General features: G+C 49.8%; 23 protein-coding genes. 19 read left to right on the top strand and 4 right to left on the bottom strand.

Going from position 1 to position 22198, the window contains the following annotated elements:
• Positions 1-3: 3 nt before the first annotated feature.
• Positions 4-1563: a spore germination protein gene (locus tag ACQKPA_RS02885; protein ID WP_427489206.1), complete on the bottom strand. Its 1560-nt coding sequence runs from the start codon at positions 1561-1563 to the stop codon at positions 4-6.
• A 324-nt stretch (positions 1564-1887) separates the two neighbouring features.
• Here ACQKPA_RS02885 and ACQKPA_RS02880 point away from each other — a divergent pair, with 324 nt between their 5' ends.
• The 17 genes from ACQKPA_RS02880 (at position 1888) to ACQKPA_RS02800 (ending at position 18043) form a co-directional block, all read left to right on the top strand.
• Positions 1888-2970, top strand: coding sequence for a Gfo/Idh/MocA family protein (locus ACQKPA_RS02880; protein WP_427489204.1), 1083 nt, complete (start codon positions 1888-1890; stop codon positions 2968-2970).
• Positions 2971-3120: 150 nt separating this feature from the next.
• On the top strand, positions 3121-3912 hold the full coding sequence (locus ACQKPA_RS02875) for a lipid II flippase Amj family protein (protein ID WP_260065867.1): 792 nt from the start codon (positions 3121-3123) through the stop codon (positions 3910-3912).
• A gap of 48 nt (positions 3913-3960) precedes the next feature.
• Positions 3961-4254 carry a hypothetical protein gene (locus ACQKPA_RS02870; RefSeq protein ID WP_427489202.1) on the top strand — a complete coding sequence of 98 codons (294 nt, stop codon included), beginning with the start codon at positions 3961-3963 and terminating at the stop codon, positions 4252-4254.
• A gap of 335 nt (positions 4255-4589) precedes the next feature.
• Positions 4590-5288 carry a FadR/GntR family transcriptional regulator gene (locus ACQKPA_RS02865; protein WP_427489200.1) on the top strand — a complete coding sequence of 233 codons (699 nt, stop codon included), beginning with the start codon at positions 4590-4592 and terminating at the stop codon, positions 5286-5288.
• Between the two features lie 90 nt (positions 5289-5378).
• Complete coding sequence (locus ACQKPA_RS02860; protein ID WP_427489198.1) at positions 5379-6728, top strand: acyclic terpene utilization AtuA family protein; 1350 nt, start codon at positions 5379-5381, stop codon at positions 6726-6728.
• Positions 6729-6740: 12 nt separating this feature from the next.
• Complete coding sequence (locus ACQKPA_RS02855) at positions 6741-7067, top strand: DUF4387 domain-containing protein (RefSeq protein ID WP_427489196.1); 327 nt, start codon at positions 6741-6743, stop codon at positions 7065-7067.
• A 3-nt stretch (positions 7068-7070) separates the two neighbouring features.
• Positions 7071-7964: an ABC transporter permease gene (locus tag ACQKPA_RS02850; protein ID WP_216531778.1), complete on the top strand. Its 894-nt coding sequence runs from the start codon at positions 7071-7073 to the stop codon at positions 7962-7964.
• Positions 7965-7978: 14 nt separating this feature from the next.
• Positions 7979-8851 (top strand): carbohydrate ABC transporter permease, encoded by an 873-nt coding sequence (locus ACQKPA_RS02845; protein ID WP_427489194.1) that lies wholly within the window; start codon positions 7979-7981, stop codon positions 8849-8851.
• Between the two features lie 71 nt (positions 8852-8922).
• Positions 8923-10416 (top strand): extracellular solute-binding protein, encoded by a 1494-nt coding sequence (locus ACQKPA_RS02840; RefSeq protein ID WP_427489192.1) that lies wholly within the window; start codon positions 8923-8925, stop codon positions 10414-10416.
• A gap of 13 nt (positions 10417-10429) precedes the next feature.
• On the top strand, positions 10430-11584 hold the full coding sequence (locus tag ACQKPA_RS02835; protein WP_427489190.1) for an ADP-ribosylglycohydrolase family protein: 1155 nt from the start codon (positions 10430-10432) through the stop codon (positions 11582-11584).
• Between the two features lie 64 nt (positions 11585-11648).
• Positions 11649-13769 (top strand): ADP-ribosylglycohydrolase family protein, encoded by a 2121-nt coding sequence (locus tag ACQKPA_RS02830; RefSeq protein WP_427489188.1) that lies wholly within the window; start codon positions 11649-11651, stop codon positions 13767-13769.
• 20 nt (positions 13770-13789) lie between these two features.
• Entirely contained in the window at positions 13790-14701 is a 912-nt protein-coding gene (rbsK, locus tag ACQKPA_RS02825; protein WP_427490240.1) for a ribokinase, read from the top strand.
• A gap of 248 nt (positions 14702-14949) precedes the next feature.
• On the top strand, positions 14950-15135 hold the full coding sequence (locus ACQKPA_RS02820) for a hypothetical protein (RefSeq protein WP_074961828.1): 186 nt from the start codon (positions 14950-14952) through the stop codon (positions 15133-15135).
• 526 nt (positions 15136-15661) lie between these two features.
• Positions 15662-16210 carry a nucleotidyltransferase family protein gene (locus ACQKPA_RS02815; protein ID WP_427489185.1) on the top strand — a complete coding sequence of 183 codons (549 nt, stop codon included), beginning with the start codon at positions 15662-15664 and terminating at the stop codon, positions 16208-16210.
• A 101-nt stretch (positions 16211-16311) separates the two neighbouring features.
• Positions 16312-17019 carry a class I SAM-dependent methyltransferase gene (locus tag ACQKPA_RS02810; protein WP_427489183.1) on the top strand — a complete coding sequence of 236 codons (708 nt, stop codon included), beginning with the start codon at positions 16312-16314 and terminating at the stop codon, positions 17017-17019.
• Positions 17020-17021: 2 nt separating this feature from the next.
• The gene (locus ACQKPA_RS02805; protein WP_427489181.1) at positions 17022-17486 is read left to right on the top strand and encodes an NUDIX hydrolase; all 465 of its coding nucleotides are present in this window, start codon (positions 17022-17024) and stop codon (positions 17484-17486) included.
• A complete protein-coding gene (locus tag ACQKPA_RS02800; protein ID WP_427489179.1) occupies positions 17483-18043 on the top strand; it encodes a histidine phosphatase family protein in 561 nt (186 codons plus the stop codon). The genes ACQKPA_RS02805 and ACQKPA_RS02800 overlap by 4 nt, the downstream gene beginning before the upstream one ends.
• A gap of 198 nt (positions 18044-18241) precedes the next feature.
• On the opposite strand, the gene ACQKPA_RS02795 is transcribed toward ACQKPA_RS02800, so the two are convergent.
• Positions 18242-19492 carry a methyl-accepting chemotaxis protein gene (locus tag ACQKPA_RS02795; RefSeq protein ID WP_427489177.1) on the bottom strand — a complete coding sequence of 417 codons (1251 nt, stop codon included), beginning with the start codon at positions 19490-19492 and terminating at the stop codon, positions 18242-18244.
• A gap of 184 nt (positions 19493-19676) precedes the next feature.
• Positions 19677-20399 carry a class I SAM-dependent methyltransferase gene (locus tag ACQKPA_RS02790; protein ID WP_427489175.1) on the bottom strand — a complete coding sequence of 241 codons (723 nt, stop codon included), beginning with the start codon at positions 20397-20399 and terminating at the stop codon, positions 19677-19679.
• 143 nt (positions 20400-20542) lie between these two features.
• Between ACQKPA_RS02790 and ACQKPA_RS02785 the strand changes: the two genes are divergently transcribed.
• Both ACQKPA_RS02785 and ACQKPA_RS02780 read left to right on the top strand, forming a co-directional pair.
• On the top strand, positions 20543-21241 hold the full coding sequence (locus ACQKPA_RS02785) for a nucleotidyltransferase domain-containing protein (protein WP_427489173.1): 699 nt from the start codon (positions 20543-20545) through the stop codon (positions 21239-21241).
• A 117-nt stretch (positions 21242-21358) separates the two neighbouring features.
• Entirely contained in the window at positions 21359-21454 is a 96-nt protein-coding gene (locus tag ACQKPA_RS02780; RefSeq protein ID WP_427489171.1) for a sporulation protein YjcZ, read from the top strand.
• A gap of 73 nt (positions 21455-21527) precedes the next feature.
• Here ACQKPA_RS02780 and ACQKPA_RS02775 read toward each other — a convergent pair whose 3' ends face one another.
• The gene (locus ACQKPA_RS02775; protein ID WP_427489169.1) at positions 21528-22133 is read right to left on the bottom strand and encodes a YkoF family thiamine/hydroxymethylpyrimidine-binding protein; all 606 of its coding nucleotides are present in this window, start codon (positions 22131-22133) and stop codon (positions 21528-21530) included.
• Positions 22134-22198: the final 65 nt, after the last annotated feature.

The raw sequence follows: 22198 nt of genomic DNA, 5'->3' as shown, positions 1-22198 counted from the left end.
GAGCTATCCTTTACGAATGGAGTCTTTCCTGTGGATCGCCTTCCGACGGCGTCTCATCTTCACAAGTGGCATACGAATCATAAAGTCTTTCCAATCACTTACTCGATATGGAACGATCGGAGTGATAAAGGGTACACCAAAACTCTTCAACCTCACTAAATGGCTGCAAAGGAAAAGGAAAAACAGAACGACCCCGTACAATCCATACACAGCAGCGAAAAACATGGCGACAAAACGAAGCATCCGAAACGTAATTCCGGCGCTATATTGAGGAATGGCAAAGGAAGAAATGGCAGTTAACGCCACCACAATTACCATAATGGGACTGACAATCCCCGCTTGTACGGCAGCTTCCCCTATGACCAGACCTCCGACGATCCCCATGGCCGGACCAATGGGTTTAGGCAATCGCAGCCCACCCTCCCGCAGAATCTCGATCGCTACTTCCATGATCAGCGCTTCGATTATGGCAGGAAACGGAACGCCTTCCCTCGTGCCCATGATCGACATGGCGAGTTTGGTAGGGATCAATCCCTGGTGAAACGAGACAAACGAAATGTACAAGGAAGGTCCAAAAAGCGATATAAGGGCCGCGAAATAACGCAACAGGCGGATGAGAAAACTCGGTAACCAACGATCATAATAGTCCTCTGGTGAGTGCAGCATCATACTGAATGAGACCGGAACGATTAAAGCGAAAGGCGTCCCATCTAACAAGATCGCAACTCTTCCTTCCATCAAGGCATTATAAACGCGGTCGGGACGCTCCGTATTCTGTACTTGTGTAAAAGGACTGAGGTAATTATCCTCGATTAGCTGCTCTACATAGCCTGATTCCGGTACATCATCTATATTTATTTTTTGGATTCTTTTCTGGACCTCTTCCACCAAAGCAGGGTCAGCCATATCTTTGATATAAGCGATGACAAGTTCTTTTTTTGAACTTTGCCCTACTCGAAACTTAATGATGGATAAGTTGTTGTTGTCACCATGCTGTCGTAAAAGGGCGGTATTATCGCGTAACGATTCTGTGAAACCTACCCGTGGGCCTCTTACCAACGGTTCCGAAGACGGTTCTTCAATACTGCGCGATTTCCCTTTGGTCGTACCGAGAATGAGCACATGCTGCAATCCATCCACTAACAGTGCAGTCGAACCTGTCAATATCTTGGACGTTAAGTCATTAACATGATGTGTTTCTGTTACTTCACTAATGGTAAGAACTTGATTTTTAATAAACTCTTTAGAAAGGATCCCTTGCACAAGAGATGGATCTTGATTATTTTTTTCGGAGAAGCTCGCCATAAGCGATTTCATAATGTGTTTGTCGATGAGCTCTTTATCCGACAGTCCGTCTATGAAAATGATGGCCGCGCCAATGCCTGTGCCTCCAATGTAAAACTCCCTAAATTGCACATCCGAGTTATGGCCGATCTCTGTTCTCACCAGTTCAAGATCCAAGGCGAAGTTCCCCGAAAAACGGTTTATTGAGGTTTCAGCAGGATCCAATGTTTTGTTGTTTTCATGGTCATGTTGTTTCATTGTTGAACCCCGCCATTTCATCAGTCTTCCTTTGAGTCATGAACCCATTTAAAAAACCTTGAGATTATATATGGAACCATAAATGCAATGAAACCCTGCATAAAAACCTTCCAATCCGGAAGGTAGGAAAGCACCATTCCCCACATGTTAATCCCCCTGTTAAGCTAGCATTAGCGCCGTTTAAGCGTAAGTCTCTATAATTCCATTATTATCTAAGCAACCACCGTTTAAACTTAATACATCGACGAGTGTGCAGGAGTGGAACTGAGCTGGATACGCGAGAGGGAAATAATGTTAAAATAACATTAGGCAGGTAGCTCGATGTACGTTAGGAGGTTCCATAAAATGAAGACATTGTCGGTAGGGATTATAGGGACCGGATTTGGCGGTACCGTTCATGCTCCTATTGTTCAGCTGCACCCAGGGTTGGAGGTGAAGTCCATTGCGAGTGTGCATCGACAACGCACGGAGGACCGCTCGTGGAATGGGATTCCGTATTATAGGGATTGGCGTGACATGCTGGAGAGTGAACAGTTGGATATGGTTTCGATCGTATCGGCGCCCGTCCATCATTATGAAATGACGATGCTCGCCCTGCAGTCCGGCCATCATGTCCTGACGGAGAAGCCTCTGGGCATGAATGCGGAGCAAACGTTACAGATGCTAAAAGAGTCGGAACGGGTGGATCGACAAGCTTTCGTTAATTTTCAGTGGAGATGGACGCCAATTCGGCAACGAATAAAGCACATGCTGCAAGGTAAAGAGCTGGGAGACATTCAGCATATCAAATATACAGGGAGCTTCCCCGGCCACTCCGTACTGTCTAGTTCTTACCGGGGATGGGAAGCGCGCAGCGAGGATGGCGGTGGATTCCTGTTTGCGATTGGTTCGCATATGGTAGATTCACTCCTATGGTGGATGGATGAAGAGATTACGGAAGTGTACGGCGACTTGAGAACCCAGATCCCGGCCTATAACGGAGACGCAGGGCTTGAGCTCAGGAACGCTGACGATGCATTTACCTTTTCGGGGCGTTTTAAGGGCGGAGCCTCTCTCCTTGCGGATGTATTTTTTCCAGGAATCCGTGGCATGGGTTGGACGTTGGAGATTTACGGGACCAAGGGAACACTGATCATGCGAGATGACCGTTCCCTCGAATGCAGTTTTGGCGGGGCGTTTGAATCTATCGATATTGATCGGTTTGACCCTCCAGCAAACCTGGAGGCTCCGGCAGTGCACTATTATAACGGCTTCTACCAGATGATAGATGGCATATACCACAGCATAACTGCAAACCAATCATCGATGAGTATGCCGAATTTCGAGGATGGCCACAAGGTACAAGCTGTTCTGGATGCGATTCGTCTTTCGTCCGTTACACACAGCCGAGTCAGCGTTGATTATGGATCCATGATTCGAAATGGCTAATAGGAAAGTGATGCTGGAAGAGCAGGGAGGGCACGTACTAATCCGGTAGAAAATCGGATAGATATAAAGAGTGGGCAGAGCATGCAGACCCAATTGGCACAATATAGGGTACGGTGTTTGACCTGAACACCAGGTGGGGAGGAACCCTCTATGCTACAGAGCTTGATCGTTGTGTTTGTGCTAACCATGATTATTCATACGGCGGAAACCTTGTCGTACTCCGCTAGATATGCCGGGGTGAAGCTAAACAAGATCGCTGTTGCATTATCGTTGACGGGGATTATTGTACTGGTTTCCCGAACGTCCAACTTAGTTCAAGCTCCGCTGACAGCCAAGTTTGTTGATTATGCGAAGGTGGATCCTTCATTTGATGTGCTCTCTTATTTCAGGGCGATTCTGTTAGCCGCCTCGATCGGAACGATTGTCGCAATCGCATTGTTTCCCACGTTCGTCAATCTGTTCAGCAGAGTCATCAGCAAGCTGGAGGTTGCCGGATCGATTCCGAAGCTGGTATCAAGTGTAACCATTGGACAGCTCAAGAACACAAGGCATTACATAAGAAAGCCCAATTTGAAATGGAGTCAGTTTCGTTACTTAGGGGTACCTAAACGGTTTATTATCCTGAATATTGTGGTCACGGCTTTTTACACAGTTGGTGTCCTGTCGTCCCTGTACGCAGCTCATCTCATCCCTCAGTACAGCACCACAGCGTCTCAGGCATCCGGGTTAATCAACGGAATCGCGACGATTATTTTAACGATATTTATCGATCCCCAGCTTGGTTTGATTACTGACAAGGCGACTCGGAACGAGGAAGCGAGGGACCAGCTTGGCAAAGTATATACGATGCTGATGGTTTCAAGGTTTTTTGGGACCATGCTGGCACAGCTGGTGATCATTCCGGCCGCTTATGTGATCAGCGAGATTGTGAAGTGGATATAAGGACTGTGCTTGTTGCATGAAAGCCAGAAGGAGAGAGGAAGATTCGTGATGACGCGTAAACGTGTAGTGATGGAATCCGTGCTGTTCGCTGCAGCGATATATATAGGCTATTTTGTTTTTATGATGCTGCAAGGCATGGTGCTAACACAGAGATTTGTGCGGGATCTGGATCTGAGCAGGCAATATGAACAGACGCAATCCCTGCCGGCTCAGACAGCTTTTGGAATGATTGAGCGGAATAGCGAATGGTTTACCGTGGCTGCAATTGGAGGCTTTATTGTATTAGGCTGCTTATATGGAAGTGTTAGATGGATGTTGGCAAAACGAAGACCGCAATCCTAACATTGGATTTTCTAGTGAGCATAAACCCTGTCATGGATTCCTATCCAAGCCAGGGTTATTTGTCTTGAATTTTATAGTCGATGTTGGATTAAAGACCTTACTCATATTGGAAGTAATCCATTCTAAAGGGTGCGGAAAAAGAGGACAGGACGAAGATAATTGGGTAACCCAATTATCCGGTGTATCTGTAAATTAGGTGCTACAAGCCTTTAAAACCGTTATGTAAGCGCTATTTTTATGCTTGACAGCCTTTTCGGATGCGTTTATGCTAAACATGCGGTTAATTGGGTCACCCAATTATCGTTTGCTTAAGTAGGGATAGAGAGGGTAGTCACATGACCATTAAGAAGATTAAATATCATCGTGTGTACGAGGATGTTATCGAACAGATCAAGAATCTGATTCTGGAAGGGAATCTGGCCCCGGGCGACGTTCTTCCGACAGAGCGGGAGCTGGCCCAATCGTTTGGCATTAGCCGCGGGACATTGCGGGAAGCTTTCCGCATTCTGGAGCGCGAAGGACTGATAGAAGCCAGGCCCGGAGGCGGGCGTTTCCTGAGCAAGGCACTGGATGTTGCCGAGGATCGCAGCCGCATCCTGGATAATATCGAACGCGCAACCATCATTGAGCTGTTAGAGGCGCGTGAATTGTTTGAGACCGGAATTGTGGAGCTGGCGGCAAAGCGCGCAACCGATGAGGATATCGCCGAGATTGAGGCAGCCTTCGCGACTTGGGGGGAGATCGATCAGAATGCAGAGGATCGATCGAAGCCGGATCAAGCATTCCACTTGTCGATTGCCAAAGCTACGCATAACGTTGTCCTCGTCAATATGATTGAATTGCATATGGATTTGCTGCAGCGGACACTGAGCAAAACCGCTCAGATCCCGGGTCGCAAGAGCGAGGTCTACGAAGAACATTTACTTATTTTGCAAGCCATTAAGGAGCGTGACCCGGTAAAAGCGAAGCTGGCTTTGCTGAACCATCTTAGAAGGGTTAAAGAAAACATACAGAAAAACTACATTCATGTTTAAGAGGGGAGAAACGCACCCCTTTTAGCACAAATTGGATAATCCAATTATCCAATGGTCATGGGTGAATATGTTGGTAAAGAGGGACTGCAGATGAATACAGACATTCGAATTCTATCACCCTGCGGCATGCTGGGATATGGTTTTCCTGAAGACTCCTTCCTGAACGGACTGGAGTTTGAGCTGCACGGCATCGTCGTTGATGCAGGCTCAACGGATGGGGGACCGCATAAGCTGGGCGCCGGCGTATCGATCGTTAGCAAGCGGGCGGTTAAGAAGGACTTGGACATTATGCTCACGAACGGTTTGCCTCGGAAAATTCCGATCATCATCGGCTCGGCCGGTGGCTCGGGCGCACGGACCCATGTGAACTGGACGCTGGAAATCATTGATGAGATTTTGGAAGAGCGGGGGCTTCAGGCCAAGGTGTCCGTCATATGGGCCGACTTCACCCGGGAGGAAATCCATCAGGCGAAGGAAGAAGGGCGGATTAAGGCACTAAGTCCGAATATTCCGCCACTCACCAGTGAGTTGATTGACTCCACCAACAGCATCGTTGCCCAGATGGGACACGAGCCTATTGTGGAAGCGCTTCAACAAGGTGTGGATATCATCGTCTGCGGCCGGGCGTACGATCCGTCCCCATTCGCGGCGATCGGGATCTATCACGGCAAGGACCCGGGGCTATCCTATCATCTGGGCAAAATATTGGAATGCGGCGCATTGTGCGCGGAACCGGGAACAACCAAAGACAGCATTCTTGGCACGATCAGCGACCATTCGTTTACCGTTCAGTCGCTTAACCCGAACAGGACGTGCAGCCCGACCAGTGTTGCGGCACATACCTTTTATGAGAAGGAACATCCGTATATTCTGCATGGTCCCGGCTTTACGCTCGATTTGGAGAACTGCCGCTTCGAGGAAGAGGAGAAAGGCGTCGTTCGCGTAACCGGCAGTCGGTTCATTCCGGCGGAGAAATACTTCATTAAGCTGGAAGGCGCTAGGCGCGTCGCTTATCGGACCTTCGTGGTGGCGGGAATTCGGGATCCGCTCCTGATCGGGAAGCTGGAAGAGGTTGAGGAATATGTTCGCAACCAGGCGCGGGAATATTACCGGGAAATTCCGGAATCGGATTATCGGATCCAATTTTACAACTATGGCAAGAATGGCGTTCTCGGAAGCAAGGAGCCTGAGTCTTATGCCGGACATGAGGTCGGTGTCATGTTCGAAGTGGTGGCTAAGACACAGGAATTGGCGAACAGCATCTGCGCGACGGTGCGCTCCACCTTCCTGCATTATGGCTATGAAGGCCGGAAATCAACGGCAGGCAATCTGGCATTTCCATTCGCGCCAAGCGATATTGAGTTCGGTCCTGTCTATGAATTCTCCGTCTACCACCTGATGGAAATGAAAAATAATGCTTTTCGTATAGAGCATCGATAAGGAGGATCAAACATGACTGAACTCGGCGATTTAGCGAAGGTGCTGCGAAGCAAAAACTCGGGCCCCTTCGAAATTACATTAGACGTGTTGTTTGATTCCAAGGAGCAATATGACAGAGTGAAACAGTCCGGTATCATTACGAAACGGACGATATGCGAGCTGTATCAGATACGGGAGGAGCAGATTCATCATTTGGTATTTTTCGACCAGGCGCTGGGTTTCAAAATCACGATGTCGCGGGACATATCGTCGGGCAGTGTCGGCGACCGCGACGTGTATGGTGCCCAGCAGCATGCTCCCCTCATGAAACTATCCATTGAACATTTGGAGGAGGGGTAAGCCATGAAGGTATTAAGGCGATTAAGGCAGGATTGGGTACTGTACGCGATGCTGTCGCTGCCTCTGCTCTACTTTTTTATCTTTCACATCATTCCGCTGTACGGCATGAAACTCGCCTTCCAGGATTACCGGATCCTGGGGGATCATGTATGGGTCGGGTGGAAGCACTTCAAAACGTTGTTCAGCTCGCCCGCCTTCACAAGCGTGCTGCAGAATACCATCATCATCAGTTTGATGAAAATCGTATTCGTGTTCCCGATTCCGATCATGCTGTCGCTTCTGATTAATGAAGTTCGGAGCACGAAATACCGCAAATATGTGCAATCCGTGGTTTATCTGCCACATTTCCTGTCCTGGGTCGTGATTGCCGGAATCTGGATCAGTCTCTTGAACCCTGCCGAAGGCGGAGTCAATCTGATAGCGAATTTCTTTCAACTGCCATCCGTGGATTACATGACCAGCAAGGAGCATATCCGTTGGGTGCTCGTATTCTCCGAAATCTGGAGAAGCGCCGGCTGGGATTCGATCATTTATCTGGCAGCCATCATGAAGATCAGCCCAGGATTGTATGAAGCAGCCAAGATTGACGGGGCGACCCGGCTGCAGCAGATGAGGTTCATTACGCTTCCTCATTTATACAGCACAGTTGTAACCGTCTTCATTCTGAATCTGGGCTTCTTCATGAATGCTGGTTTTGATCAGGTGTTTAACTTTATGAACGATTCCATCATCAGTGTGGTGGATATTCTGGACACATATGTGTACCGAATCGGTATCGGGAACGGACAGTTTGCTTACGCAACTGCAGCGAGTCTGTTCAAGGGCGTGATCGGTATCATCCTCATCCTGGGCACGCATTTCATATCGAAGCGCTTCTCGGGCAAGGGCGTCTGGTAAAGGAGGGATTTACGATGAGACGGCTGGAAATATCCAAAATCGTCATTTATCTCATGTTGTTTGTGTTTACGCTCATGGTATTGGTTCCTCTCCTGAATCTGCTGGCGCTGTCCTTAACCGATCCCGGCAAAGCCCATCTGATGGGCGGACTGGACATTTTTCCGAAGGGATTCTCAACGATCAATTACCAACTGTTATTGTCCAATCCCTTGATTACGGGCAGTATTCTGAATTCCGTATGGATTACCGTGGCGGGCACATTCCTGAATCTGCTGCTGACCTCCATGGCGGCATACGTGCTGGCCAGAACCGATTTTATCGGTAAAAAGGTTGTGTTGTTCTTTCTGATCGTCATTATGGTGTTTGAGCCGGGCATGATTCCCGAATACCTGCTTGTGAAGGATCTCGGACTGATGAATACGTTAACTTCACTGATCCTGTACAAAGCGATCAACGTGTACTATCTCTTTATTCTCATGCGGTTTATTCAGGACATACCGGAGGAGATTCTGGAGGCATCCCGAATCGATGGGGCAGGTCATTTTCGCTTATACAGCCGGATCATACTGCCGCTGTCCAAACCGGGGCTGGCGACCTTGGGCTTGTTTTACGGGGTGTACCACTGGAATGAATATTTCAGAGCGACTCTTTACATTTCGGACCCGACTAAATGGCCGCTGCAGGTCGTGCTTAGACAATTCGTTGTCCGCAAGGACAATACGTCCTTGATCGGCAACCAGAACATGTTCGACAGCTCGATCAACTTTGATTTTGCTTCCCTGCAGGCAGGTACGATCATGATTGCGATTGTGCCGCTGTTATTCCTATATCCGTTCATTTTGAAATATTACGCCAAAGGCGAACTGGAGGGCGGAGTGAAGGACTAAGCGGGAAGGCGAAGTCAGCTTACTTATAAGGCATGAATGTTCAAATTCATAAAAAGGGGAGAAAGATGAACATGAAAAAATTAAGCCTTTTACTCATCGTTGCCATGCTGGTTATGGTCATGTCGGCATGCACATCGAAATCAAACACGCCGGGAGCGGGTCAAACCGAACCCGGGACCGCGCAGCCTGAAGGAAGCGGTGATCCCGTTACGCTGAAGATCGTGTACAAGGATGAAGGAACGGCGAACCCTGTTTCGGTTAAATTCTTCGAGACCTTGGAGAAATCCCTGGCTCAAGACGAAGGATTGAACGTGAAATTCGAGCTTGTGGATCTGGCTCAAGGGAGTTATGCCGAGAACCTGAATCTCTTGCTGTTAGGCGGAACCATTCCGGATATTATCTATTTCCAGGGCGGCGACCAGCAAATTGCCGATCAAGGACTGCTGGAAGATCTGACGCCTTACATTGAAAATTCAACCTACATTAAAAATATCATCGAGCCACACAACAAGACCCGGATGGCAAGTTATCCGTATCTGCTGTGGATCAAACCGCTCGCACCGAAGACGCCGGTTATCCGGGCGGATTGGTTTAATGCCATGGAGAGCTCCAAGGCCCTGATGGAAAACCCGACCGTCGACAATTATTATGCCTTCTTCAAGGAACTGGTGGAGAAGAAGCCGGGTGAAGGCAAGCCGAGCTACGCGCTGACGGCAGCAGGTGATATTGCCGAGATCAACTTTATATTCAATACGGCTTTCGGTTTAGATACGACTTGGCTTAAGAAGGAAGACGGAACGTATGAGTACTCCAAGGTTTCTCAGAAGGAAAAAGAAAAGTTGACGTTCTACAACAAGCTCTACAAGGAAGGACTGCTGGACCCGCAATTCATTACGAAGCAATGGGATACGAAGGAAGACGCCTTCTATAAAGGTGAAGCTGCCGTTATTACGGGCACGGCCGGCAAAATCATCGATTTGTATGACGGAAGAATGCAGGAACTCGGCGGAGATGACGCCAATCTGATCGTGCTGCCGCCTGCCAAGGGCGAGGCTCAAGGCTTCGGGGCCACCGATGTGACGAAGGAATCCAGAGGACTTGCGATCTCTTCGCAGTCACCGCATAAAGACGTAGCGTTCAAGGTCTTCGATTACCTTGCAAGTCCGAAGGGGCAAATGCTGGACCGCCTCGGTTTCGAAGAGGAGCATTACAAGGTGGTTGACGGAGAAATCGAGCTGAACGAGAAATACTACAGCGAATGGTATGCGCGTTTCTGGGAGCCGACCGAGATCAAATCCGAAACACCATTGAAAACGCCGCTCCTTGGAGAGCCGGGTACCGAATCGCTGAAAATGGCTGGCGAATTCTACACGGAAGACAACAACTTTATCATTCCGGAGCAGTTCATTGCGAATTGGGACGCGATGAACAACCTGTACAAGGAATATTCCACGGACTTTATTACAGGCAAGAAGGACTTGTCCCAATTCGACCAATTCGTCGAAGCCTGGAATGCTGCAGGCGGAGCAGAGATAACGAAATACGCCAACGAAAACATCAAGTAAGGAGCTTATAATTATGACTTCGTTTCGTGACCGGGTGAGGGGCGTGGTGATATCCACCGCGCTCGGAGACGCAATGGGAGCTCCAATCGAGAAATTGACGTATGGGGAGATCAAGTCCAAATACGGACGCGTGGAATCCCTGATGACAAGATGGCATAAGATGGATCTGCCTGCCGACGTCAGGCTTGGCCGTGTAAGAGGCGATGGCATTGTCACGGACGATACGCTGATGACAATTGCGCTCATGAACGTGTATCTTACCGAGGGCAGGCATCTGGATGCGTATGATATGGGCAACGAGTTCGTGAAGGAGATTGCGTTCCGCAAGACGTTTGTCCCTGAGCTGAATGAGGAAACGTTGATCATTGACCGGTTGTTCTATCCGGAAAAATATATCTTTATGCGTCATGTGCTGGCGAATTGCGATCCGAGAGAAGGCGGCATCGGGAATATGGTGAACTGCGGGGCGGCGATGTACATCGCCCCGATCGGGATCGTCAATGCGGGCAATCCAAAGGCGGCTTATGATGAGGCCATCCTGTTTGCGATGGGGCACCAGAGCAGCTACGGCCTGGAAGCCGCGGGCGTTCTGGCCGCTTGCGTGGCGAAGGCCTTTGTGCCGGGGGTAAGTGTGGACGATATTGTCCGCACCGCCATCAGCCTGGCGAAAGACGGCACGAAAGCTGCCATTCAAGAGATGACGCAAGCTGCCCGCGAACTGCGGCATCTGCGGGATGACATGGACAAAGTGATCGAAGTGTTTCAGACGATCATGCTCAAATATTCACCGATGGGCGATGACGTGAGCCGCCATATCGACAAGGTTGGTATCCCGAGCAACCATTATACGCCGAGCCGTTTATGGTCGATTGAAGAGCTGCCGATGGCACTGGCGTTTATCGTTCTCAATGACGGTGATTACTATCGTTCGATTCTGGACGGGGTTAACTCCGGACGTGACACCGACTCCATCGGCGTCATGGCCGGGGTGATCCTGGGCGCCATGTATGGCAGCGAGGTTATCCGCAAGGAAGATATCGAACAGCTGAATAAGGTGAACCGCTTGGAGTTGTGCGCTATCGCCGACCGGTTCAGCGGCATTGCCGCGAAGATCATTGAGGAGGATATTCGCATCAATGAGTCTCGGAAGACCATATTGAGTCGTTAGCGTTAAACAAGCAATGAGAACCACAACGGATAAAGAAGAATGCTTTAAATAGGAGGGAGAGCAAATGATACCTAAACATTATGTAGAGACGGTATATGCGGGATTCATCGGCATGAACATTGGCATAAGGCTCGGTGCTCCCATCGAACCGGTGGCTTGGACGTATGAACGCATTCGTGATGTATACGGCGATATCCGGGATTATGTGAAGCCATATACAACCTTTGCCGCGGACGATGACGCCAACGGTCCGGTTTTCTTTATCCGCGCGCTGTATGACGATGCGACAGACCGTGAACTTGAGCCGGAGGATGTGGGCAAAGCATGGCTCAATTACGCACGGGAAGGGATCGGCATGTTCTGGTGGGGCGGCGAGGATATCAGCACCGAGCACCGCGCCTATGTGAATCTGCGCAAAGGCATCCCGGCCCCTCGTTCCGGTTCGATCGAGGTCAACGGCACGGAGATGGCGGAGCAGATCGGCGGCCAGATCTTCATCGATTCCTGGGGTCTGCTGTTCCCGGGTCAGGCGGAGAAAGCGGCGGATTACGCGGAAAAAGCGGCAAGCGTCTCCCATGACGGCAACGGGCTGTATGGCGCCCGCTTCATGGCCGCTTGCATCGCCAAAGCCTTTGATGCTTCGTCCATGGATGAGATTATCGCGGAAGGCCTGCGCATGATTCCGGATGACTCCACCTATGCGCGCGTGGTCCATGCGGTGATGGACTTCCATCGGGAGCAGCCTTCCGATTTCCGCGCTTGCCGCCAGTATTTGGAGGACCACTGGGGATACGATAAATATACGGGCGTATGCCACATTATCCCGAATGCGGGCGTGTGCGTGCTTGCCCTTCTGTATGGCGAGGGAGATTTTGCACGCACGGTCGAAATCGCCTCGATGTGTGGCTGGGACACTGATTGCAACGCAGGCAATGTGGGAACGATCCTCGGTGTTTACTGCGGCCTGGCGGGGATCCCGGATCATTACCGCAAGCCGATCAATGACTTCATCGTGGCTTCCAGCGTGTCCGGCTATTTGAATCTGGTGGATTTTCCGTCATTCGCCAAAGAGCTTGCACTGCTTGGCTATCGCCTCAACGGAGAGAAAGCACCTGAAGAGCTGGCTCGTCGGGTGAGGCAGGGCGAGGTGTACTTCGATTTCGACCTGCCGGGATCTACGCACGGCTTTCGGACGAGTAATTCGTTCAAGACGCCTGTCTTGCGCCACTCCATCAAGAATGCCTATGATGGCAGAGGATCTTTGGAAGTCGTCTTTGATCGACTGGTGGAAGGGGACAGCAGCAAGATTTATTATAAACCGTTCTATCGCCGGGCGGAGTTTAACGATGAGAAATATAAGCCGACCTTTGCCCCTCTGGCCTACAGCGGGCAGACCGTATCCGCCCGCATTTATGTGGATCAGTGGGAAGGCGAACCGGTTACCTTGACTCCGTATGTACGCAATACCTATACGCAGGAGGACGTGCGAATGGCTCCGTTTACTCCTATGTGCGGAGAGTGGAACCCTGTTCAATTCGTCATTCCGGATACGGAAGGTGCCATGATTGATGAGATCGGCTGGATACTCGAGAGCCCGTCGCCGCTATTGAATCGTGCCATCGGAAGTTTGTTCGTCGGGCAATTCCGAATCACGGGAGCTGCGGATTATACGATCGATTTTGCCAAGCAGGCCAAAGAATTCGCTTCGATCACGCCATTCTCGCATCATCGAGGAACATGGGAGCTGCGTGAAGGAGCGCTGCATTGTACTTCGGTAGGTGATACTTCGTCCTATTCCGGCAATTACTATGCCGAAGATATGGAGATTGAAGCGACCATCAAACCGATATCCGGCACCAGCCATTGTCTGATTACAAGAGCACAGGGCGTTATGCGTCATTATCTGGCCGGGTTCGACGGCCCGAATTCCGTATCGTTTATCAAACAGGATTTCGGGATCAAGCGTCTGATTACGGCAAGATACGATTGGGCATTAGGCCAAGAATACCGCCTGAAGCTGGTTTCCGAGAAAGATCGGTTCATCCTGTATATTAATGGAGAGAATGTGCTGGAATGCAAGGAAACCGCTTATGGTCATGGCATGTTCGGCTTTGGCTGCTTGGATGACGGCGAGAATGAGATCAAGGATGTTCGCATTCGTACATCAGAGCCGAAGTCGGTATAAGAGAAGGGAGCGGATTGGCTTTGCGGAAGCTGGTTGTCATTGGCAGCATTAATATGGATGTTGTGAGTACTGTAGAGCAGTTTCCCCGGCCGGGGGAAACGATTCATAGCAGGGGCACATCTTTTTTTCCCGGGGGGAAAGGGGCGAATCAGGCTGTGGCGGCAGCCTCGGCAGGTGCGGATTGCGCCATGGTCGGCGCGGTTGGTCTTGATCCATTTGGGAAGACCCTGGTTGCTTCTTTGGAGGAACGAGGCGTTGGCGTTGCTTCCGTCCTCTCCAAGACAGGCACCTCGGGGATGGCGATTATCACGGTCAACGAGGAAGGCGAGAATTATATTGTGCTGTCGGAAGGAGCCAATGGGCAGTTGACTGAAGAAGACGTAGCGACAGAGGCGAAATGGGATGGAGTATACGCTGTGCTGCTGCAGAATGAAATTCCGTGGCAGACGACGCAGTACGTTATCCAATCGGCCAACAAGGCAGGCGTTCGCGTCTGGCTGAATCCGGCACCTGCGCGAAAGGTACCTCATGACGTGCTGCCGCTGATCGATACATTAATTGTGAACGAGACCGAAGCAGAAGTGGTAAGCGGCCTGAAGGTGGAGGACGCTGCTACAGCGGATGCAGCTGCAGCGTCGATCATCGGCAGAGGCACCTCCAACGTGATCATCACCCTGGGCGAGCAAGGCTGCTACTATGGGAATGTCAGAGGCGTCCGTTACACCGTTCCGGCTTTCCGTGTCGCAGCCGTGGATACCACGGCGGCAGGAGATACCTTCATCGGTGCTTATGCGGCGGCTTGCACGGAGGGACTGGAAACGGAAGAGGCCCTTCAGTTTGCAACTGCAGCGGCTGCACTGACGGTAACCCGGCCAGGCGCACAAGCCTCCATACCGTCCAAGGAAGAGATTATGGACTTTATAAACAAATAATTCGTTGCAAAAAGCGAGAGGGCGTCTTCGATGCATTCTCGCTTTTGTCATTTTCCCCTAGCATTGCGAATATGCGCCACAGGCGTACCATAACAGCGATCCCCATTCATTCCGGATTTGATGAGGCTGCAGTGATTGTGAACCAATGTCATGTGAGATCTAAATGGAGCTGCCCGACATGTTCTGCCGAACCCTTTCATATATGTAAGAGTGATGATAATGAATCTATGAAATGGGGTATCTGGATTATGGCAAAACAAAAAAGAGGCAAATCCTTGTGGAACCTACCAACTCGCGCCCGCGGTACATGCCCGGTGTGCAAGAGTACGCGGACTAAACTGTTGTATCCCCGGACCAAATCGGACGGGACTGCCCTGAAAGTGTGCAAGCGCTGTGACGGCGCTTCGCAGGAGCGGGTGGACGCGGCTGTGTAGTTATACCAGCGGCCTTGACTGCACGAACGATGGGATAATCTTGTGCATCTCGTGCATAGCTTTTCGAAATCCGGCTTATAAAGCTCCCTCACAGGAACATACCGAAGTCAAACCGGCTCAAGTCGCAACTGTTAGGGCGCATGCTCAGGTTTCTGTCCGGCATGCAGCTCGGGTGGCACCCGCTGCGCCCTATAATCCCTGCCTGTCTTGCCGTTCAGGGATTATTTGGAATATAATAGTTTTACCAAAGAGCGTGCATAGACCGTATTCCTCGTGAATCGGTCTATGCTTTTTTAAGAGATAGGAAAGTATAAACATCCGAGGCTTAGCATCCTGATCTCGCAAGAAAAACTTCCGCTAAATGCGGTCTGTCTTCTGAGAAAAGTACGTCGATAGAGGTTTTTCTTACACGGATACAGGATTATAGGGTTACGCTCATATTCAGTTGCGGCTACCAAATGTAACAACCTATGGAAAAAGAATGGCGAGAGGCGGGGAAAAACATCAAGTTACTGGAGGTGGATGGATGTTAGAGGAGCGGTTAAAGGAATACATAAGCCAGCATAAGCAATTGATGACGGATTTAGGCAGCGTCTGCGACTTAGGACTGCCGCAATGCTATATTGCTGCGGGCTACATTCGAAATTATGTGTGGGACCTGCTTCATGGGTTAGAAGGGACGGATCGACATACGGATATTGATGTGGTGTATTTCGATCCGGAAGATGTGTCTGAAGCGCGGGACATTCGATTGGAAGAGCTTCTTAGAACAACAACGGGGAACCTGAAATGGTCGGTCAAGAATCAGGCCAGAATGCATGTGAAGAATGGAGATGAGCCTTATGACTCGACCCATGCAGCGTTAACCTATTGGCCGGAGACGGCTACCGCGGTCGGGGCAAGGCTGAACGCCGAAGGAGAGCTTGAGCTCTGTTGTCCTTACGGGTTAGAGGATTTATTTGCGCTTCGGGTTCGCAGAAGCCCTAATTTCCATAAGCGGAGCTATTATTTGGAACGGGTAGGGAAGAAGCAATGGAAGAATCAGTGGCCGCAGCTAACGATAAACGAGGATTAGACAAAGGCATCCAACCAGAAGCTTTAGTGAGATAGGAAATGAGCTTGACCGTATTGAATTTATAGGTAGGCCTTATAACGGCCGGAACAAGGGGCTATCGCATGGACATATTCAACCGCGCACGTCAAAAGGAAATATTGTATCACGAGACACTGTACGAAGAAGCCGTATTGTTTCAGCCTGGGAGCTGGTTAGCCAAGCCCGTGCAGACGGTTCTGGATCATCTGGAATTATTATCGTTTCATGAGACGCGGGTATTGGATCTGGCCTGTGGCGTCGGGCGTAATAGTATCCCGGTTGCGCAGCGGATCCAAGCGGCGAACGGGCAGGTCGTTTGCGTGGATCTGCTGCCATCGGCAGTCGAGAAGCTGCGGCAGTATGCGGTATTACATGGCGTAAGCTCAAACCTTGAGGCGATTGTGGCAGACGTTGAGCACTATGAAATTGCCGAGGATACTTATCATTACGTCATCGCATGCTCATGCCTGGAGCATATGAGCTCCGAGGATGCCTTCGTATCCAAGATCGAACAGATGCAGGCAGGAACCGTGCACCAGGGCATACACTGCATCATGATGAGCACAGAGGTGAAGGAAATCGATCAGGAAACGGGCTTGGTGGAGGAAGGTTTAATCGAGTTGAATCTGTCTTCGGACAGAGCCTTTTCCATGCTCGATGAGCTGTATTCGGAATGGGAGATCTTAACGAGGCGGCAGGTGCAGCAGGATATTCAAGAAGTGAAGGGTGGGAGAGACGTGCTTTTTCGAAGTCAATGGATCACCTTCACTGCAAGAAAAGGAGTGTGTTAAGTGTGGTGAAACATACGCATCTCGGCGTTTATGGAGTATTGATTCAGCATGATCATATCCTGTTGATCCAGAAAGCGAGAGGGCCGCACAAGGGGAAGTGGGATTTACCGGGCGGCTCCATTGAGTTCGGAGAAGAGCCGGAGCATACGCTGCAGCGCGAATTTATAGAGGAAACCGGGCTTTCACCAATAAAGGGCAGTATACGGACGGCCGTATCCTACACGATCGTATACCAGTATGAAGCGAATCAGATGGAAGAGCTGCATCACATCGGTATCATGTATGATGTCGAGCTGCTGAATGGTAACGCCGTAATCAAAACGGGCGGAGACGGTCAAGACTCATTAGGAGCAAAATGGATTCCCTTGGAGTCATTGGGGCTGTTACCGTTAACTCCGTTTGTAGAGATGATGATGGAACCCGTATTAAAAGGTGAGACTTCTAAAGTAGCAGAGGTTGAAAGATGACGACTTTATATTTTGTGAGACATGCGGAATCTCCATTTATCGAGGGGAAGGAAAGGTCGAGGGGATTGTCTGCCGAGGGTTCCCTCGCAGCGGTTCGAGTCAAGGAATTGCTCCTGGGGGAAGGGATTGACGTTATCATATCAAGCCCTTATCAGCGAGCCAAGGATACGGTCCAACCATTGGCGGACGCTTTAGGACTACCGATTGCGGAACAAGAGGACTTGAGGGAACGGAATGTCGGAGATTTTCAGGGGCATTCATTCCTCGATGCCAAAAAGATCCTTTTTCAGGATCCAATTACCTCCTTCCCCGGAGGGGAATCCAGCAAAACCGCGCAAAGCCGAGCAGTCCAGGTGCTGGAGGAAATCCTGAATATGCATATCGGAAAGCGTGTCGTGATTGGCACGCATGGCGACATTATGACACTCATGCTGCAGCATTATGATCAACGATATGACTATCATTTCTGGCAAGGAACGACGCTGCCGGATATATACCGAGTCGAGTTTGAAGAAGGACGGCTAGTGAATATAGCTCGGTTATGGAGCGAGCAATAATGCTGGAGCACTCAATATGATAAAAAAGGGGGCTGCTCCTATGAAGGTTTGCTCACTTGACGGACGATTCGTCATACTCGAAATTGTGTCCAATGAAGAATGGCTGTGCTCAGGATGTTATCCTAGCACAGCCACTTCTTACATTTCGGCTCGTTGCCGCTTCGAAAGCGCGTATACATTATGTAGACTGTACCTTACTTAAAATTTGAAAATGTTGATCGTTTTTTGCAGCCGGAAGACAGCATTATTCATCGCTTCAGCCTCCTCGGCCATCTTCTGGATCGATGAGATGCCTTCATTCATGGAGGCCGACACCTGCTCCGTTCCTGCGGCGGATTGCTGCGTAATCGCCGATATATTCTGAATCGCGGAAGAAATGCTCTTCGCACTTTCGAGCATGGATTCGCTCTCCTTGGAGAAAGCGGCGATCTGTTCCGAAATATACTGCACACTGTTTACAATCTCCATGAACACCAGCTCAGCTTCACGGATCATTTCGGTTTGCTGCCTGACGACCTCTTCATTAATTTTAATGTTCTGGGTCGCATGTTTCACGTCCGATTCGATGCTCCGTACGAGATTGAATACTTCCCTTGTTGATGACGTGGATTCTTCGGCCAATTTACGCACCTCTTGGGCGACAACGGCAAAGCCGGCGCCGTGCTCGCCTGCTCTTGCCGCTTCAATGGATGCGTTCAAGGATAACAAGTTGGTCTGATCGGCAAGTTCCGAGATCGTCTCCGTGATCTGGGTAATTCCTCTGGCACTCCGGGCCAGTGCATCAATGGACTCCGCGACTTTGGCCGTTGCGTCAATATTACGCTGCATTCCTGCAGACTGTTTGGCGACGGAGTCCCTTCCTTGCTCAACCAGTCCCAGCGTTTCGATCGATCGGGTATTCATTTCCCGGGTTGTATGCGTATAGTTGCTGACCTTCTCCTCGATCTCGCCAATGGAATGCGTCATTTCGGCTACGTCATCCGAAATTTCGTTAGCCCCGACGGCCAACTCATTGGAAGATAAGGAGACTTGATTCATCACTTGAATGAGCTCCTGGTTTTTAATCGAGATATTGGAGCTTGAGGTCATGACCTGACGCGTAATATCCGAGGTTTCCTGCAATATTTTACGAAGCTTGTCCACCATGCTGTTGAATGTTCTGCTGAGATCGTTCATGCCCCCAACCTCTTCTACCTGGAAGGTGAAGTCGCCTTTAGCGATTTTGGCAGAAACGCTGGAGATTTCCGCAAAGGAGTTAGTAAGCGTTTTCTCAATAAGACGAGAAAGAGGAAAAGTAAGACCGATTAGTACCACTACGATGACCACGCCAATGATTGCTTTACCCATCAGAATAAATGCAAGCAGCATTGGTACCGCAAACAAAGCGGCAATGAGAAAACAGGCTGCAGTAATTTTTCGTGAGATAGGGAGTCTGTTGAACCATGCCATAAGAATGAGTCCTCCTCAACAACATAGGATATATTTACCGCAATTATAGCATCGACGGGCAAAACTAGATAGAACGAATTGACTAAAAGTGTTGGATTAGGTCGAAAGAACTGAAAATGAGAAGGGAGAGGGGATACGTAGCAAATAAGCGAATCCCCACTTGATGCGCAAATATGAAATGATTTTATTTTACTGCCCGGAATAAGGCGGAAGCGAGATAATCGGTATTATCCAAAATCATGCGGTCATGCTTAAACAGCGTTTCCCAGAGCGCAACATCGAACAGGAGTCCTTTATCGCGCTGTTCAAATGAATCCAGATGACGTGTCTGCTCTTCCTTTAGCTGCTCATTGAAGTGGTTGTACTCCAGAATTTCTTCCTGTTTAAACCCGCAAGCCAAGAGGGATTCCGCCCATTCTTCTCTCATCATCAGATTAGGTATTCCGAAGAATTCGAGCAGTTCCTGAAGCTTTGCTTCCGGCATGGGCATATCAAGCAGTAATTCTCTGTCCAGCAGGACGCCTCCGCGATCCAGAACGCGGTAATATTCGGGCAGCGATTTCGAAGTATCCGTAAATACGGTAACAGACTCGGCCATGATCAGATCAAATTGGTTGTCCTCGAAAGGCAATGCGCATACATCCGCTTGAAGGAACTGTACGTCGATTTCCATCGCTTCGGCTCGTGCCCGTGCTTTTTTGATCATATTTTCGTTCAGATCAATAGCTGTCACTTGATACCCCATCTCCGAAAGATGGCATGCGGTTCTGCCAGTTCCGCACCCCACCTCCAGAATGCGGCTGCCCGGTTGAATGGGATAATTCTTCAGCATTCTGAGGGTTGCCTCGAATCCTCCCGGGTGGGCACTGCCCATGCCTAGTTTGGAGAGCATATGAATGTAGTTCATCTTATCTATCCCTTCTTCCTTGTCATCAACATGAGGGTAATCGTTTATTTACCATATGATTCAGGTACGTTTAGGGTTTTAGCTGAATTAGATATTTTGAGCCCTTTTTTCGGGAGGATCAGAGTCATAATGGAGGAAACGTCATGAGGATGGAACCGGTAGAGGCAGCGGAACGCGTCATTCAACACGATTATCCCGACTGTTTGCTTGCCGTGCTTGGCGGCAGCGCGAGCAGAGGCGAATATAATGAACAATCCGATTTGGACATCATGGTCATTGAACGAGACGGTTATGATTTCAGCAGGAAGACGATAGAGGCGCATGGGTGGATCGCGGAAATCTTTATATTGTCTTTATCCTCCTATCGCGAATATTTTGACGAGGGAGTGATCGCGGCGAATCCGTCATTTCAACGGATGATCGCAGAAGGGACGGTGCTGTGCGCGCTGCCCGAGGGAGAAGAGGTGCGGACGGAAGCCCACAGCGATTTGAATTACGGACCCATGCCATTGACGCTAACCGACATTAACCAATACCGTTATATGCTAACCGAGTACATGCTGGACTTGGAGGGTCCACGAAGGGATGGCGAAAAATGGTTTACGGTGCACAAAATAGCGGCGATTCTCTGTGAATTTGTACTTAGGGTGAACCGGGAGTGGACGGGTGAAGGGAAAACGCTGTTCCGGCTGTTCAGCCGCTATGACACAATCATGGGAGAACGATTGGAAGCAGCGCTTGCGGCGATGTATCGCCAGGATGATCCTTCAGCTCTGATGGCATTCACCGAGGAAATGCTCCGTCCGTATGGAGGGAAACTTCTCATTGGTTACGAGGAATAAAATTTCCTTGCGAATAGATAAAGAGAGGTACATTAGCCGTGACGCTAGCACAAATCGGGAAATACTATAATAGTGTGATTACATCACGTCATTTTTTAAATCCAGGAGGGGATCTTCATGAGCGGAGAATACGGCGGCGCATGGGGCAATTCAGTAGGAATTATTTTGGTTCTCTTTATCCTGCTCGTAATCATCTTGAGTGCTTGGGTTTAAACCGTCAAGATTCTTGGCAGCTAGTGACAGGAAAGCCCGGCTCTTGCCGGGCTTTTGTCTGCCCCAATATAACTCAATTCGATGCGGCTTTGACCGATGGGCTGTGGGCAGACACAACCGCAGTCATGACCAGATGACTGCTGTCGGATTGGATCGCATGCAAAAACGCTTCTTCAAGAGACCCAAACACCCGGGATAAGGACCCGTCCAACCGGCTGGCGTAATGAACGCTTCCGGCGAATGTACCGGCTGCCTTCGCACGATTTACTTCACCGTAGATGACATCCATGTAGTTATCCGTACCCATGGGGTAAAGAGCGAACTGGCAGGCAGTCTCCATATCGGCAAGTTCTCCAATGTCGTTGTTCAAGAGGGTCGAATCCTCAGTCATATATACATCGGCGTCCGTATCTCCAGGGCAGCCAATGGAATAAGTACCATTAAAAACAGTGTGCACGCCACTCGCCGCAGCATGGGCGAATATCGCCCTTGTAACATCAAAGACATGCTCCGCACGTCCGCGAATACAGGTGCTCACATCATCAGTCTGAATCCACACCTTCCCCGTATCCACAGATTGCAGCGCGCCCATGATGACCTCCACAAACCGGTCTGTCATGGGAAATACCGAGAACCGGCATCCGACGATCCGGCTGGTTCCGCAAGCAAGCTCATTCATTGTCATTTCCTCCCCATTATATAAGTCCACGCAAAAAAACCGCACCCCATGAAGAAAGTGCAGTT

It is taken from the genome of Paenibacillus sp. NPDC093718, from assembly GCF_050279985.1.
In the GTDB taxonomy this organism is placed as follows: Bacteria; Bacillota; Bacilli; order Paenibacillales; family Paenibacillaceae; genus Paenibacillus_AQ.
The sequence above is the reverse complement of the archived record's forward strand: the minus strand, read 5'-3'. Positions and strand labels throughout refer to the sequence as shown.

What these genes read in the sequence shown, in the direction of transcription:
- ACQKPA_RS02795 (WP_427489177.1), bottom strand. Translation starts at nt 19,492, where the DNA reads ATGGCATGGTTCAACAGACTCCCTATCTCACGAAAAATTACTGCAGCC.
- ACQKPA_RS02830 (WP_427489188.1), top strand. Translation starts at nt 11,649, where the DNA reads ATGATACCTAAACATTATGTAGAGACGGTATATGCGGGATTCATCGGC.
- ACQKPA_RS02790 (WP_427489175.1), bottom strand. Translation starts at nt 20,399, where the DNA reads ATGAACTACATTCATATGCTCTCCAAACTAGGCATGGGCAGTGCCCAC.
- ACQKPA_RS02775 (WP_427489169.1), bottom strand. Translation starts at nt 22,133, where the DNA reads ATGAATGAGCTTGCTTGCGGAACCAGCCGGATCGTCGGATGCCGGTTC.
- ACQKPA_RS02885 (WP_427489206.1), bottom strand. Translation starts at nt 1,563, where the DNA reads ATGAAATGGCGGGGTTCAACAATGAAACAACATGACCATGAAAACAAC.
- ACQKPA_RS02870 (WP_427489202.1), top strand. Translation starts at nt 3,961, where the DNA reads ATGACGCGTAAACGTGTAGTGATGGAATCCGTGCTGTTCGCTGCAGCG.
- ACQKPA_RS02850 (WP_216531778.1), top strand. Translation starts at nt 7,071, where the DNA reads ATGAAGGTATTAAGGCGATTAAGGCAGGATTGGGTACTGTACGCGATG.
- ACQKPA_RS02865 (WP_427489200.1), top strand. Translation starts at nt 4,590, where the DNA reads ATGACCATTAAGAAGATTAAATATCATCGTGTGTACGAGGATGTTATC.
- ACQKPA_RS02845 (WP_427489194.1), top strand. Translation starts at nt 7,979, where the DNA reads ATGAGACGGCTGGAAATATCCAAAATCGTCATTTATCTCATGTTGTTT.
- ACQKPA_RS02800 (WP_427489179.1), top strand. Translation starts at nt 17,483, where the DNA reads ATGACGACTTTATATTTTGTGAGACATGCGGAATCTCCATTTATCGAG.
- ACQKPA_RS02855 (WP_427489196.1), top strand. Translation starts at nt 6,741, where the DNA reads ATGACTGAACTCGGCGATTTAGCGAAGGTGCTGCGAAGCAAAAACTCG.
- ACQKPA_RS02840 (WP_427489192.1), top strand. Translation starts at nt 8,923, where the DNA reads ATGAAAAAATTAAGCCTTTTACTCATCGTTGCCATGCTGGTTATGGTC.
- ACQKPA_RS02820 (WP_074961828.1), top strand. Translation starts at nt 14,950, where the DNA reads ATGGCAAAACAAAAAAGAGGCAAATCCTTGTGGAACCTACCAACTCGC.
- ACQKPA_RS02835 (WP_427489190.1), top strand. Translation starts at nt 10,430, where the DNA reads ATGACTTCGTTTCGTGACCGGGTGAGGGGCGTGGTGATATCCACCGCG.
- ACQKPA_RS02875 (WP_260065867.1), top strand. Translation starts at nt 3,121, where the DNA reads ATGCTACAGAGCTTGATCGTTGTGTTTGTGCTAACCATGATTATTCAT.
- ACQKPA_RS02860 (WP_427489198.1), top strand. Translation starts at nt 5,379, where the DNA reads ATGAATACAGACATTCGAATTCTATCACCCTGCGGCATGCTGGGATAT.
- ACQKPA_RS02815 (WP_427489185.1), top strand. Translation starts at nt 15,662, where the DNA reads ATGTTAGAGGAGCGGTTAAAGGAATACATAAGCCAGCATAAGCAATTG.
- ACQKPA_RS02880 (WP_427489204.1), top strand. Translation starts at nt 1,888, where the DNA reads ATGAAGACATTGTCGGTAGGGATTATAGGGACCGGATTTGGCGGTACC.
- ACQKPA_RS02780 (WP_427489171.1), top strand. Translation starts at nt 21,359, where the DNA reads ATGAGCGGAGAATACGGCGGCGCATGGGGCAATTCAGTAGGAATTATT.
- ACQKPA_RS02810 (WP_427489183.1), top strand. Translation starts at nt 16,312, where the DNA reads ATGGACATATTCAACCGCGCACGTCAAAAGGAAATATTGTATCACGAG.
- ACQKPA_RS02785 (WP_427489173.1), top strand. Translation starts at nt 20,543, where the DNA reads ATGAGGATGGAACCGGTAGAGGCAGCGGAACGCGTCATTCAACACGAT.